This is a genomic window from Pradoshia sp. Z6_59, from assembly GCF_058267515.1.
Genome location: NZ_JBZCPP010000004.1, coordinates 17,381 through 30,578 on the forward strand (window position 1 = coordinate 17,381; position 13,198 = coordinate 30,578).

The window sequence follows — 13,198 nt, forward strand, 5'->3', positions numbered from 1 at the left end:
AAAGAAAATAAAAAAACTCGTACCTAATATGGAATATGTTTCAGAAAGGGAGATATTAAAAGATGCTTGGAAATAGAGATTTAGGAATTGATTTAGGAACCGCCAATACACTTGTTTATGTTAAAGGAAAAGGCATTGTAGTACGTGAGCCTTCCGTTGTTGCATTTCAAACAGATACAAAATCCATTGTTGCTGTCGGTAATGATGCGAAAAATATGATCGGCCGTACACCTGGTAATGTTGTGGCTTTGCGCCCTATGAAAGACGGAGTTATTGCTGATTATGATACGACTGCAACTATGATGAAATATTATATGAAGCAAGCGTTAAAAAACCAAGGTTTATTTGCACGTAAGCCATATGTAATGGTATGTGTTCCATCTGGAATAACAGCTGTTGAAGAGAGAGCGGTTGTTGACGCAACTAGACAAGCTGGTGCACGTGATGCCTATACAATTGAAGAGCCATTTGCAGCTGCAATTGGAGCAAACTTACCTGTTTGGGAACCAACAGGCAGCATGGTTGTAGATATCGGTGGCGGTACAACAGAAGTCGCGATTATTTCTTTAGGCGGTATTGTGACTAGCCAGTCTATCCGTATCGCAGGAGACGAAATGGATGAAGCGATTATTAACTATATCCGTAAAAACTACAATCTGATGATTGGTGATCGAACTTCTGAAGCTATTAAGCTTGAAATCGGTTCAGCAGGAGATCCAGAAGATATTGAAAACATGGAGATTCGCGGCCGTGACTTATTAACTGGTTTACCAAAAACAATTGAAATCACTGCTGATGAAATTGCAAAAGCTCTTCATGACACAGTGTATGCGATTGTTGACGCAGTTAAAAATACGCTTGAAAAAACTCCGCCTGAGCTTGCTGCTGATATCATGGATCGCGGAATCGTTCTAACAGGTGGCGGCGCTTTATTACGCAACCTGGATAAGGTGATTAGTGAAGAAACAAAAATGCCTGTTCTAATTGCGGAAAATCCATTGGATTGTGTAGCTATTGGTACTGGTAAAGCACTTGATCATATTCATTTGTTCAAATCAAAAGTTAAAGACTCAAGATAATAAAATAGAACACAAAAATCCTGAAAGAGGATAATAATGATAGAGGAGCAAGGATATGCCACAATTTTTCTTAAACAAAAAATTGATTATCTTGCTGATTAGCATCATCTTTCTGGTGGCTTTGATTGGGTTCTCACTTCGGGAAAGGGATGAATTGAGCTGGCCTGAACAGTTTATGAAGGACTCGGCCGGCTTTGTTCAAACAATCTTCCATAAGCCCGCTTCTGCTGTAGCGGGCTTTTTTGAGAATCTTTCAGATTTAAGGAATACATATGAAGAAAATAAGAATCTTAAATCACGCCTGGAAGAATATGTGAAGTTGGAAACAGAGATATATGATTTGAAAAAAGAAAATGAAGAATTAAGCAATATACTTAAGAAAAAAGAAGATTTAAGTGATCATACAGTTTCCCATGCAACTGTCATTGGCAGAGGTCCGGAAAGATGGCATGAAACATTGACGGTCTCAAAGGGCAGTGTAAATGGAATTGAGAAAAATATGGCTGTAATTACTGCTGAAGGATTGATTGGAAAGGTCAAAAGTGTGTCACAATTTACTTCCACAGTACAATTAATGACGGCTCTTGATCCGCAAAACCGTATTTCAGCAATGGTCCAAAGTAAAGAAAAATCATATGGATTTATTCAGGGATATGACGAAGATAAGCAAGCCTTGCTATTAACAGGTCTCCATTATGATGCTAAAATTAAAAAAGGTGAGAATGTGACAACATCCGGGCTTGGCGGTGTGTTCCCAGAAGGGTTAGTCATAGGTACGGTTAAAGAGGTCGTTATCGATCAATATGGATTAACTCAAACAGCTTTGGTTAAGCCAGCAGCGAATTTCTATGATTTGAATAATGTAATGATTGTCAAACGTACAATGACTACTGTAGATACAGATAGCACTGAGGGGGATGACCTGTGATAAGGTTTAAAATCTTCCTTTTAGCTGTCCTTGTTTTTATATCTGAAGGAATTTTTGTTGAAATTTTTTCGGCGAAATTATATACAACGCCCTTCATCCTGGTGCCACGGTTTATTATTATCTTTCTAGTGTTTTTAGGTGTGTACGGAAAGAGGAACATGGCAATCATATATGCTTTTGTTATGGGAATCTTCTATGATGTCGTCTATACAGAAGTATTGGGTGTTTATTTATTCACTTTGCCGTTAATGGTGTACTTATCAACTCAACTGATGAAAGTACTGCAAATTAATCTTGGGATTGTCTCATCTGTATGTTTGCTTGCTATATCTATTTTAGAAATTATCGTCTATGAGGTGAATACCTTAATTGGTTATACTTCATTGACGTTCATTGAATTTGCACGTATGAGATTGCTGCCTACCTTAATTCTGAATCTAATCTTCCTACTCCTGTTCGCTTATGTATTTGCTAAGTGGATTAAAAAATGGACTGTTGAAGAAGATAATTAAACGGTATTGATTCTATAAAAAAAGGAATTGTCAGCGCTCATGTCGAATTAAATTGCATTGAGGTGAGCACGACGTCATGGGAAAGAAGAATATTCAGCATGTTATGATCAAAGGAAGTAAACAAGGTTTAACGATTGTGATTGATGATCATTCATCTATTTCTGAAGCTTTAAGAGATTTGGATGAAAAATTGTCTATTCATAATTCAACGATTGAAACAACATCAAGTATTCATGTCACCATACATACCGGTAATCGTTATTTAACGGACGAACAAGCGAAAGCTTTGGTCGATTTAGTAGAAAAAAAGGGATACATGGTTGTAAATAATGTTGAATCTAATGTTATTTTGCATGAAGAAGCCAAAAGATTGGCTGAAGAAGTGGCTGTGACAAAAATCGTGAGGATTGTCCGTTCGGGTCAAGTTTTGGAAGTGAAGGGTGACATGCTCTTAATAGGAGATGTAAATCCCGGTGCGACCGTTAAAGCCGGCGGTAATATCTTTATTATGGGTACACTGCGGGGGAAGGCGCTGGCAGGTATACACGGCAATAAAGAATGTGTCGTGTCTGCATCTGTGTTTAAGCCATCCCAAATCGTTATTGGAGATGTTTTATATAACTCTTTTGATTATGATGAGCAGGATGACCACAAAATGGAATGTGCTTATTTAGATCAATCTGGTGAGATGATTTTTGATAGATTACAAGTTTTATGTAAAGTGAGACCTAATTTATCCTTATTTGAGGAGGGCGTATAGCCATGGGAGAGGCCATAGTAATAACATCCGGTAAAGGTGGAGTAGGGAAAACGACTACTACTGCCAATGTCGGAACTGCCTTAGCGTTAATGGGGAAAAGAGTCTGTTTGGTCGATACTGATATAGGTTTGAGAAATCTGGATGTAGTAATGGGCCTTGAAAATCGTATTATCTACGATTTGGTAGATGTGATTGAAGGAAGATGCAAAATCCATCAGGCGCTTGTGAAAGATAAGCGTTTTGATGATCGTCTTTATTTAATGCCTGCAGCACAGACAGCGGATAAAACCTCCGTAAATCCAAAACAGGTCAAGCAGTTAATTGATACTTTGAAACAAGATTTTGATTATATCATTATTGATTGTCCAGCCGGTATCGAACAAGGGTACAAAAATGCAGTGGCTGGCGCTGATAAAGCAATTGTTGTGACGACACCTGAAACATCTGCAGTCAGAGATGCGGATCGGATTATCGGGTTATTGGAGAAGGAACCAAATGTCGAATCTCCAAAACTAGTTATCAACCGTATTCGAAATCATATGCTAAAAATGGGCGATATGCTGGATATTGATGAAATTACTACCCATCTATCCATTGATTTGATTGGGATTGTAGTTGACGATGATGATGTGATTAAGGGTTCAAACCAGGGAGAACCGATTGTGTTTGATCCGAATAATCGAGCATCTGTTGCCTATCGTGACGTGGCTAGACGTATTTTGGGTGAATCCATCCCGCTCAAACCACTTGAAGATGAAAAGACAGGAATGTTTAAGCGGATAAAAAAATTATTTGGTGTTAAGTAATAGTAAGTAAGGACCTCTAATCTAACTGGTTAGAGGTCCTTTTTGTATGTTTGCATGGCATAGCTTGGACCGACTATACATATCTTTTAGAAAAGAGCTGTATAGAGAGGTGAAAGGATGGGCAGCCAAAGTAGCTCAGATGTTCGGAAGCGCATTGCTGAGAGAAGAAAAAATCGGGAAAGAATGATGAATGCCAGTAAGAGGAATGAAAGGCCGGCATGGCCGGAAATGGAAGATGAAAAAGAATGGGGTTCTGAAAATGTTTTCGTATATGAAGAAGGGGTGAGTGAGCATAAAAAGCCGCCTATTATAAACAAAGATTGGATCTTATTTCGTATCCTTGCTTCTGTTTGTTTGGTTTTGTGCATGGCCATTATTTATCGAACTTCTGCTCCATGGACCCAGACAGCGAAAACTACCCTCGACCAAGTCTATCAGAAGGAATTCCAATTTGCGTCAGTATCTAACTGGTTTGAAAATACAGTCGGAAAGCCGTTTGCTTTTTTGCCTGAGGAATCGGTGGATGAACCTAAAAATAATAATGCTGCTGATAATCGTTTTGCCACGCCGGCAACAGGCACCATTATGAAAAGCTTTGTGAAGGATGGACAGGGAGTCTTAATTAAAACATCCAATAGTACATCGGTTGACACAATTAAAGAGGGGGTCGTTATCTACGCAGGTGAGAAGGAGACTCACGGAAAAACGGTTATTGTCCAGCATCCGGATAAGAGTGAATCATGGTACGCTCACCTACAGGAGATAAACGTTAATTTGTATGAACAAATTAAGAAAGGAACGAAGGTAGGAAAAGTATCGCCGTCGGATGAGCCGGACAAGGGGGAGTTTTACTTTGCATTGAAAGCCAATGGAAAGTTTATCGATCCTAATGAGGTGATCTCATTTGAATAAAATATGGCCTGTGCTTACGAAAATACGCATTCATCCATTAACCTGGTTGTTGCTTGCTCTTGGTGTGTTAACAGCCAGGTTTACTGAATTGCTCTTAATGTTTGCAATCGTATTATGTCATGAGCTGGGTCATGCTATTGCTGCGCAGTTATTTGGCTGGAGGATAAAATCCGTTACACTTTTGCCTTTTGGCGGGGAGCTGGAGACAGATGAGCATGGAAACCGGCCATGGCATGAGGAATTGATTGTATTGGCATCCGGCCCTTTGCAGCATGTTTGGATTTTGGCGCTAACTTATTTTTTCTACACAATTGGCTTTATATCAGATTATATCTATACCAGTTTAATTCTATATAATTTTATTGTTTTATTTATAAATCTAGCTCCTATTTGGCCTCTGGATGGAGGAAAAGCACTGTTTGTTTTATTGAGCAAGCGGATGCCCTTCCTGCATGCACACCGCCTAATCATTATTATTTCCGGGGTCAGTCTATTCCTTGCTTTCATCGGATTGGTCGCTGTTAATCCGCTTAATATGAATTGGTGGATGGTTGTTGGCTTTCTGATCTTTTCCTTATGGAAGGAGTGGAAACACCGCCAATTTGTATTTTTACGCTTTTTGATGGAAAGACATTATGGACATAATAAGGATATTAGAGCGATATCACGACTGGAAGCAGAAAAGGATATGAAGATTTATAAAATACTTGAGGATTTCCGCAGGGACAATAAGCATATTATAATCGTCAAAAATAAGGATGAAGAATTAGGGAAGCTGGATGAAGCTGAGGTTTTACACGCCTGTTTTACATCAAAATTGGCGTATCGGCCTATCGGAGAACTTTTGTATCCTTATTGACGCTCCTCTCCTGACTCGTTAAAGTAAGATTAATGAGTCAACGAGAGGATTTTTTTATGAAAAAAATAGTGCTTGATTTTCAAGGAATGGAACGACGTCTCGGTTTATTGCAAGATGATAAGTTGATGAGGTTACATATTGAAAGAGAAGGGCAGGGCCCATTTGCCGGCAATGTTTATTATGGAATTGTTCGTGAAATTGTACCGGGTATGAATGCGGCTTTTGTTGATATTGGGTTTGATAAAAATGCTTATTTGCCATTTGAAGAAACGCCGAACTATCATTTAGACCGTCAGGCAAAAACATATGTAAAGCAAGGTGAAAAACTGCTTGTACGCATTCTGCGGGATCCAGAAGGAACGAAAGGCGCTAAAATAAGTGCGTTAATTGAAGTTTCTTCGCCGGAAATCGTTTATATAAAGGGTGAACATTTTGTCCGTACTTCTAAAAAGGCAGATAGGAAGACTGTTCAGAAGTGGAAACATATAACAGCCAAGCATCTGCAAAAAGATGAAGGTGTAATTGTTCGTACATCCTTCTTGGATGCGGATGAAGAAGCCTTTATCTCGAAGCTTAGTGAGCTGCGTGAACGTTATGAGCAACTACAAAGAAAAGCGTCAAAAAGTAAAGCACCAGCACTTATAAGTGATCAAAATCGCATTCTGAATCTGATAGAAAGCTGGACAGCTGGGACAACTGGGGAGCTATGGACTAATTCTGCAGAAGGAATGCAATTACTCCGTTCTGTAATACCTGAATCATGGGAAGCAAAGCTTCAAAAGGATAAGGTGGATCTGTATGATTCTCTCGGAGTTACTGAAGAATTGGAGAAAGCAGTCAAGAAGGTAATCTGGCTTTCGAACGGATCGTATTTACTTTTTGAAAAAACAGAAGCCATGCATGTGATAGATGTAAATACGGGTAAGTTTACCGGAAAGCACGACATAAATAAAACGATTTTGGATACAAATATCCTTGCCGCAACAGAAGTGGGACGACAGATGATCCTGCGCAATTTATCCGGGATTATTGTAATTGACTTTATTAATATGAAATCTTCTGAGCATCGTCATCAAGTACAGGCAGCGATGGAAACAGCCTTAAAAGATGATCCGCTGCGTTCTGTGGTCATTGGGTTTACCGAACTAGGGCTCATGCAACTAACACGCAAAAAAGAAGGCCCGGATCTATATGAAATTCTTCAGGAAGACTGCTTGGAATGCAGCGGAACAGGATTAATAAAAAGCCGTCAGAGTGCGATATATGAATTGGAACGTCAATTAGCGGCATTAAAATACTGTTTGGATGATTCTGTATGGGTTGTGGTGGATTCATCCTTTTACATGTATATCAAGGACAATATACATATGGTGAAAATACATATCCTGTCAGGCGATAAAAATATATTTGTGACGGAAGGTAAAATGACAGGAGCCAATCGTTTTGAAATTCGAGCCCTCGGAAACAAGAAGGATCTTGAAGAGCGTATGAAGCGTACAGAGGAAGGAATAAAAAACAAGCCTATTATCCGTATGTTAGTAAATCATGATTGACAATGTTTGTCTGATTATGATAGTATTTTTATGTTAAGTTTGTAGCACCCATGCTACAACCGCACACGTCAGGTAATAAGTCCATTTTGGCGCCTGCCGTCGGCGAGTCTTAGACAATTAAGGAGGTGCAGGTATGTACGCAATTATCGAAACTGGTGGAAAGCAAGTGAAAGTAGAAGAAGGTCAATCTATCTACGTTGAGAAAGTGAACGTTGAAGAAGGTGGCATCGTTACTTTCGATAAAGTTCTTTTTGTAGGTGGAGAAGATGTGAAAGTTGGAAGCCCTGTTGTTGAAGGCGCTACTGTAACAGGTAAAGTTGAAAAACACGGCAAACAAAAGAAAATCATCGTTTTCAAATACAAAGCGAAAAAGAACAACCGTAAAAAGCAAGGTCACCGTCAGCCTTACACAAAAGTAACAATCGAAAAGATTAGCTTCTAAGGCGACGCGTATGATTAAAGTAAAGGTAGTGCGAGCTGATGAGCGAATTTCTTCGTTCACTATATCAGGACACGCCGATTTTGCACGAAAAGGTCAGGATATCGTTTGTGCAGGGGTATCTGCAGTAGCTTTTGGCTCTGTAAATGCTGTGATGAGTTTAACTTCTGTTGAACCCATCATTAAACAGGCAGGTAAAGATGGCGGTTTTCTTGAAGTCCATTTTCCGGAAACGGATAGCGATGACAAGGTACAATTGTTACTCGAAGGCATGCTTGTTTCCTTACAAACGATTGAACGTGACTATGGTAGATACATGAAAATTATTCTTAGCTAACAGGAGGTGGAATACATGTTAAGATTGGATCTTCAGTTCTTCGCTTCCAAAAAGGGAGTAGGTTCTACAAAGAACGGTCGTGACTCCATTTCTAAACGTCTTGGCGCTAAACGTGCTGATGGACAATTCGTAAGTGGTGGTTCTATCCTTTACCGTCAACGTGGTACAAAAATCTATCCAGGTTTGAACGTTGGCCGTGGTGGAGACGACACTCTTTTCGCTAAAATTGACGGAGTTGTTAAATTTGAGCGCTTGGGCCGTGACAAGAAACAAGTCAGCGTTTACCCAGTAGCACAAGAAGCATAATACGTAACAGTCAAAAGAAGCTCTAACCTTGTTGGTTGGAGTTTTCTTTTTTAGATATGAGTTTTTTGGTTAAAACCATTATACTTCCGTATGTACCCCAAGTTATTTACTGCTGGCGAATATATTCCTCTCCTGAAACTTCGCTAAATTTGTTATACTGTAATAGATGATTTGCGATTTTTCCAGGACCTCATTATTCCAATCCGACAGGAGAATGTATTAAGATGGAAACAAAATGGACGACTGTAGAATTACTGAGGCATGCACGTCATGATTGGTTAAACAAAATACAGCTGATTAAAGGAAATATGGCATTAGGTAAAATGGATAGAGTATCCGGTCTTGTAGATGAAATCATTATTGAAGCACAGCAGGAAGCGAAAATCTCGAATATGAATATGCCGATGCTTTCCGAACTTTTATTGACAGGCAAGTGGCTTCGTTACAAATTCCATATTACATATGAAATTATGGATGATATAAAAGGCTATCCTGAATTGGATGAATTGATAACCAATTGGATGAAGAAGTTTTTCAATGAAGTGAATAGGCAAATAGAAGCGTTAGATATCCTGCATTTAACCATCCTCCTCAGCAAAACAGATGAGGATTCATTAAAGATTGGTTTTGATTTTCAGGGACCAGTAAACAATAAAGAAGAATTAATAAAAATATTTCAGGTAAAAGAGCCTTTAAAAATATCCGGTATTACAGAGGATATTAATTCTTTTTATTTTGAAATAACGGTAAGATAACAATCAAAGAGTTGCAAAAGCAGAAAGTAGGTGTTACCACCCATGTTTGTGGATCAAGTCAAGATTTACGTTAAAGGTGGAGATGGCGGCAATGGAATGGTCGCTTTCCGAAGAGAAAAGTATGTTCCTAAGGGCGGTCCGGCCGGTGGAGACGGAGGCCATGGAGCGAATGTTGTATTTGAAGTAGAAGAAGGACTTCGCACACTAATGGATTTCCGATATAAAAGGCATTTTAAAGCACCCCGAGGGGAACATGGAATGTCTAAAAATCAGCATGGTAAGAATTCAGCTGACATGATTGTCAAAGTTCCTCCGGGCACAGTTGTTTCCGATGCCAATACTGGTGAAATTATTGCAGATTTAACCGAACACGGCCAGCGTGCCATTATTGCAAAGGGCGGACGAGGCGGACGTGGTAATACTCGTTTTGCTACACCTGCAAACCCGGCTCCTGAACTATCTGAAAAGGGTGAACCAGGGATTGAACGTGATATCATTATGGAATTGAAATTACTGGCAGATGTGGGTCTGGTTGGATTTCCGAGTGTAGGTAAATCCACATTGCTATCGTCTGTTTCAGCTGCTAAGCCGAAGATTGCTGAGTACCATTTCACTACGATTGTCCCTAATCTGGGTGTTGTTGAAACCGGTGATGGACGCAGCTTCGTCATGGCTGATTTACCTGGACTGATTGAAGGGGCTCATGAAGGTGTTGGGCTTGGACATCAATTCCTGCGCCATATTGAGCGTACGCGTGTAATCGTCCATGTCATTGATATGTCCGGTCAGGAAGGCCGTGATCCTTATGAAGATTATGTAACTATTAATAAGGAGCTTGAAGAGTATAATTTACGCCTAACAGAAAGGCCGCAAATTATCGCAGCAAGTAAAATGGATATGCCTGATTCTGAAGAGAATTTAAAGGCTTTTAAAGAAAAGTTAGAAGACGATGTACCAGTCTTCCCGATTTCATCGGTTACTCATGAAGGCTTACGTGAATTACTGTTTGCTGTGGCTGATAAAATTGAGGAAACTCCGGAATTCCCGCTTGAGCATGAAGAAGAGACAGGCGGCGTCCACCGTGTTCTCTATAAACATGAGGCAGAGAAAGCAGAATTCGTTATTACAAGAGAATCGGACGGTACCTTTGTTGTTACTGGCGATAAGCTTGAAAAAATATTCAAGATGACAGACTTCAGCCGTGATGAATCCATTAAACGCTTTGCCCGCCAGCTTAGAGCAATGGGTGTGGATGAAGCTCTTAGAAAACGCGGCGCAGTTGACGGAGATATTGTTCGTTTAATGGAATATGAATTTGAATTTGTAGATTAAGCATAAAGTTTAAGGATGGTTCCAAAGAGGGTGAACTTGCTTGCATAATAAAGCTGATAAGAAATTTTATTTAGTCAGGGAAGATGTATTGCCTGAGGCGATGCAAAAAACGTTGCAGGCTAAAGAGATGATTGAAAGAGGAAAGGCTGTTTCTGTTTGGGAGGCTGTTAAAAGCGTCGATTTAAGCAGAAGTGCTTTTTATAAGTACAGAGATACGGTTTTTCCTTTTCATTCAGTTGTAAAAGAAAAAATTATTACGCTATTTTTCCATTTGGAAGACAGATCAGGCACGCTTTCTGAATTACTCGGTATCGTTGCATCCTCGGGATGCAACGTGCTGACCATCCATCAAACCATTCCGATTCAGGGACGTGCAAATGTAACCTTATCGTTAAACACAGGTGAGATGCATATGGAAATGAATGAATTTATAAACCGTTTAAAAAGGCTTGAATTCGTGGATAAGGTTGAAATTTTAGGCTCAGGAGCTTGAAAAATAAATATTCATACATAGATAGAGAAACAGAGAAGCTTAAAGCAGGGGGAGAACACTTTGGACATACGTATTGCCTATTTAGGACCAAAAGCTACATTTTGTGATTTGGCAGCATCAAAATTATTTCCCTATGGACAAAGGCAGGCTTTTATGACGATTCCTGAGTGTATTGATGCTGTGGAAGCTAAGCTGGTCGATTATGCGGTTGTACCATTAGAAAATGCTTTGGAGGGATCAGTCAATATCACACTGGATTATTTGATTCATGAAGTCCAGATTCCGATAGTAGCGGAGTTTTCCTCTCCGATTCGCCAGCATTTAATGGTTCACCCTTCTCATGTCAATGAGTTAACCAGGATTGATCGGATTATTTCGCACAGCCATGCGATAGCCCAATGTCACAAATTTCTGCATGGAGATATGAAAGGCGTACGATGTGAAAGTATAACCTCCACTGCTGCAGCCGCGCACTATATTCAGGAGCATCCGGATGAGATGACAGCAGCGATTGCAAATGAAATGGCCGCTGAAGAATATGGACTTTCGATTGTTAAATGGGATATACACGATTATTCTCATAACCATACACGATTTGTTGTTCTGGGTCATAAGCCGTTATCGGAAAAAATGATCCCTATTCAACAAAAAGGAGAAAAAACAACGGTTATGGTATTGCTTCCAGCTGACCATGCCGGAGCTCTCCATCAAGTGTTATCAGCTTTTTCGTGGAGGAAGCTTAACCTTTCCAAAATCGAGTCCAGACCATTAAAAACAGGACTTGGCAACTATTTCTTCATTATCGATATTGAACAAAAGATGGATGATATTCTGTTGCCGGGTGCCATTGCCGAAATGGAAGCCTTGGGTTGTAAAGTTACGGTTATGGGCAGTTATTATAGTTATTAATCATCACTCGGATATAAATGAAGGACCCCTGCTATATTCAGCAGGGGTCCTATTTATTTGTTCCTGTTTTTTTAAGTTGTACATAATTAAAAACTGCGCAGCATATCTAATTATTCTTTCAAAAAACCTGCATTTCTTAATGCCTGTACAGCTTGCTCGAGCTCTGCTTCACTTGCAGCTTCGATTGTATGAAGATGTAAACCATTTGTTAACTGGGACAAGAGAGAGGCATTTGTATTTTTTAGATTGGCGATAAACTGCCGGACATCTTGTCTGGTGCTGACCATAATGGATGCTGTTAAGTCACCGTACATGGGATGTTCCACTTTTACATCCTTTACCGTAACACCGCAGTCCACTAAAAGCAGTAATTCCTCTTCTGCTTGTTCAGGCGTATGAAAACTCGCTATAATCCTTGTTTTCCGTTCCAGTTTTGGATCGATTTGATGTATATAAATGTATCCGCTTGGCGTGGCAATGATCGGTTCATTCCGTGCTTTAAGCAAGGTAATATCTCCAACTATGATTTGGCGGCTGACTGAGCAAATAACAGAGAGCTCACTTCCCGTAATCGGTTCATGACGTTCTTTTAAAATGGATAGGATGTATTTACGCCGTTCTTCTGTTGTATATTTTTTCTGAATCATCACTTATGCCCTCCTTGCTTAGGTGTTATTTTAAAATATTGGTTGTCTTTATTGTAACATAGAGGGATTTTCTTCATAAACAAGAATAATTCCGCATAAATTTTCTTGAATCAATAGCAATCTGCCCAATCAATCATAGTATATATGGACATATGCGTAGGGAGGGATTATGCGTGAAAATACACATCGTCCAAAAGGGCGACACATTATGGAAGATTGCTAAGAAATATGGAGTGAATTTTGAAACATTAAAGAAAATGAATTCACAGCTCAGCAATCCGGATATGCTGATGCCTGGCATGAAAATTAAAATACCCGATAATACGTCTCCATCTGTAAAAAAAGGAGGCAATACAAAGATTAATTTTGGAACAGTAAAGGAAGCTCCTATTTCAGGTGGGAGTTCAAATGTGAAGGAAAGTATAAAAGCAGAGACAGTTCCGAGTAAACCGAAAGAAATGCCGATTGTGTCACCACCACCAGCAGTGAAGGAGATGCCAATTCAACCGATGGATATTAAAAAAGAAAAGCCTGTTAAAGAAAAGCCTAAAATGCCGTATGTTGCCCCCCA

The 13,198-nt window shown here is 39.6% G+C and carries 16 protein-coding genes, 1 pseudogene and 1 other annotated feature; of the genes and pseudogenes, 16 read left to right on the top strand and 1 reads right to left on the bottom strand.

Annotated elements, in window-relative coordinates:
* Positions 1 to 62: 62 nt before the first annotated feature.
* The 15 genes from AC4D4B_RS05495 (at position 63) to pheA (ending at position 11,980) form a co-directional block, all read left to right on the top strand.
* The gene (locus AC4D4B_RS05495; protein WP_066105546.1) at positions 63 to 1,079 is read left to right on the top strand and encodes a rod shape-determining protein; all 1,017 of its coding nucleotides are present in this window, start codon (positions 63 to 65) and stop codon (positions 1,077 to 1,079) included.
* A 55-nt stretch (positions 1,080 to 1,134) separates the two neighbouring features.
* Entirely contained in the window at positions 1,135 to 2,007 is an 873-nt protein-coding gene (gene mreC / locus AC4D4B_RS05500) for a rod shape-determining protein MreC (protein WP_066105543.1), read from the top strand.
* The gene (gene mreD / locus AC4D4B_RS05505; protein WP_490996554.1) at positions 2,004 to 2,519 is read left to right on the top strand and encodes a rod shape-determining protein MreD; all 516 of its coding nucleotides are present in this window, start codon (positions 2,004 to 2,006) and stop codon (positions 2,517 to 2,519) included. Before mreC ends, mreD begins: the two co-directional genes overlap by 4 nt.
* 76 nt (positions 2,520 to 2,595) lie before the next feature.
* On the top strand, positions 2,596 to 3,279 hold the full coding sequence (gene minC / locus AC4D4B_RS05510) for a septum site-determining protein MinC (protein ID WP_066105536.1): 684 nt from the start codon (positions 2,596 to 2,598) through the stop codon (positions 3,277 to 3,279).
* Positions 3,280 to 3,281: 2 nt separating this feature from the next.
* Positions 3,282 to 4,085, top strand: coding sequence for a septum site-determining protein MinD (gene minD, locus AC4D4B_RS05515; protein WP_066105532.1), 804 nt, complete (start codon positions 3,282 to 3,284; stop codon positions 4,083 to 4,085).
* A 117-nt stretch (positions 4,086 to 4,202) separates the two neighbouring features.
* Entirely contained in the window at positions 4,203 to 4,997 is a 795-nt protein-coding gene (locus AC4D4B_RS05520; RefSeq protein WP_490999385.1) for a peptidoglycan DD-metalloendopeptidase family protein, read from the top strand.
* Entirely contained in the window at positions 4,990 to 5,856 is an 867-nt protein-coding gene (locus AC4D4B_RS05525) for a M50 family metallopeptidase (RefSeq protein ID WP_490999386.1), read from the top strand. Before AC4D4B_RS05520 ends, AC4D4B_RS05525 begins: the two co-directional genes overlap by 8 nt.
* Before the next feature lie 56 nt (positions 5,857 to 5,912).
* On the top strand, positions 5,913 to 7,409 hold the full coding sequence (locus AC4D4B_RS05530; RefSeq protein WP_490999387.1) for a ribonuclease E/G: 1,497 nt from the start codon (positions 5,913 to 5,915) through the stop codon (positions 7,407 to 7,409).
* A gap of 47 nt (positions 7,410 to 7,456) precedes the next feature.
* Positions 7,457 to 7,529, top strand: a sequence feature (ribosomal protein L21 leader region).
* 13 nt (positions 7,530 to 7,542) lie between these two features.
* The gene (gene rplU / locus AC4D4B_RS05535) at positions 7,543 to 7,851 is read left to right on the top strand and encodes a 50S ribosomal protein L21 (RefSeq protein WP_066105519.1); all 309 of its coding nucleotides are present in this window, start codon (positions 7,543 to 7,545) and stop codon (positions 7,849 to 7,851) included.
* A gap of 10 nt (positions 7,852 to 7,861) precedes the next feature.
* On the top strand, positions 7,862 to 8,185 hold the full coding sequence (locus tag AC4D4B_RS05540) for a ribosomal-processing cysteine protease Prp (protein WP_490996558.1): 324 nt from the start codon (positions 7,862 to 7,864) through the stop codon (positions 8,183 to 8,185).
* Between the two features lie 15 nt (positions 8,186 to 8,200).
* A complete protein-coding gene (gene rpmA, locus AC4D4B_RS05545) occupies positions 8,201 to 8,491 on the top strand; it encodes a 50S ribosomal protein L27 (protein ID WP_066105513.1) in 291 nt (96 codons plus the stop codon).
* A gap of 224 nt (positions 8,492 to 8,715) precedes the next feature.
* Complete coding sequence (locus AC4D4B_RS05550) at positions 8,716 to 9,246, top strand: Spo0B domain-containing protein (protein WP_490996559.1); 531 nt, start codon at positions 8,716 to 8,718, stop codon at positions 9,244 to 9,246.
* Between the two features lie 42 nt (positions 9,247 to 9,288).
* The gene (gene obgE / locus AC4D4B_RS05555; protein WP_490999388.1) at positions 9,289 to 10,578 is read left to right on the top strand and encodes a GTPase ObgE; all 1,290 of its coding nucleotides are present in this window, start codon (positions 9,289 to 9,291) and stop codon (positions 10,576 to 10,578) included.
* Between the two features lie 40 nt (positions 10,579 to 10,618).
* Positions 10,619 to 11,071: an ACT domain-containing protein gene (locus AC4D4B_RS05560; protein WP_490996561.1), complete on the top strand. Its 453-nt coding sequence runs from the start codon at positions 10,619 to 10,621 to the stop codon at positions 11,069 to 11,071.
* Positions 11,072 to 11,137: 66 nt separating this feature from the next.
* On the top strand, positions 11,138 to 11,980 hold the full coding sequence (gene pheA, locus AC4D4B_RS05565; protein WP_490996672.1) for a prephenate dehydratase: 843 nt from the start codon (positions 11,138 to 11,140) through the stop codon (positions 11,978 to 11,980).
* A gap of 110 nt (positions 11,981 to 12,090) precedes the next feature.
* On the opposite strand, the gene AC4D4B_RS05570 is transcribed toward pheA, so the two are convergent.
* A complete protein-coding gene (locus AC4D4B_RS05570) occupies positions 12,091 to 12,630 on the bottom strand; it encodes a transcription repressor NadR (RefSeq protein ID WP_490996562.1) in 540 nt (179 codons plus the stop codon).
* Between the two features lie 170 nt (positions 12,631 to 12,800).
* On the opposite strand from AC4D4B_RS05570, the pseudogene safA reads away from it, so the two are divergent.
* Positions 12,801 to 12,944 (top strand): annotated as a pseudogene (gene safA, locus AC4D4B_RS05575) (SafA/ExsA family spore coat assembly protein); the annotation flags it as partial.
* Between the last annotated feature and the right edge of the window lie 254 nt (positions 12,945 to 13,198).

Coding starts and splice junctions, on each gene's coding strand:
- AC4D4B_RS05495 (WP_066105546.1), top strand. CDS start 63: ATGCTTGGAAATAGAGATTTAGGAATTGATTTAGGAACCGCCAATACA.
- obgE (WP_490999388.1), top strand. CDS start 9,289: ATGTTTGTGGATCAAGTCAAGATTTACGTTAAAGGTGGAGATGGCGGC.
- AC4D4B_RS05540 (WP_490996558.1), top strand. CDS start 7,862: ATGATTAAAGTAAAGGTAGTGCGAGCTGATGAGCGAATTTCTTCGTTC.
- rplU (WP_066105519.1), top strand. CDS start 7,543: ATGTACGCAATTATCGAAACTGGTGGAAAGCAAGTGAAAGTAGAAGAA.
- minC (WP_066105536.1), top strand. CDS start 2,596: ATGGGAAAGAAGAATATTCAGCATGTTATGATCAAAGGAAGTAAACAA.
- AC4D4B_RS05530 (WP_490999387.1), top strand. CDS start 5,913: ATGAAAAAAATAGTGCTTGATTTTCAAGGAATGGAACGACGTCTCGGT.
- mreC (WP_066105543.1), top strand. CDS start 1,135: ATGCCACAATTTTTCTTAAACAAAAAATTGATTATCTTGCTGATTAGC.
- rpmA (WP_066105513.1), top strand. CDS start 8,201: ATGTTAAGATTGGATCTTCAGTTCTTCGCTTCCAAAAAGGGAGTAGGT.
- AC4D4B_RS05520 (WP_490999385.1), top strand. CDS start 4,203: ATGGGCAGCCAAAGTAGCTCAGATGTTCGGAAGCGCATTGCTGAGAGA.
- AC4D4B_RS05550 (WP_490996559.1), top strand. CDS start 8,716: ATGGAAACAAAATGGACGACTGTAGAATTACTGAGGCATGCACGTCAT.
- minD (WP_066105532.1), top strand. CDS start 3,282: ATGGGAGAGGCCATAGTAATAACATCCGGTAAAGGTGGAGTAGGGAAA.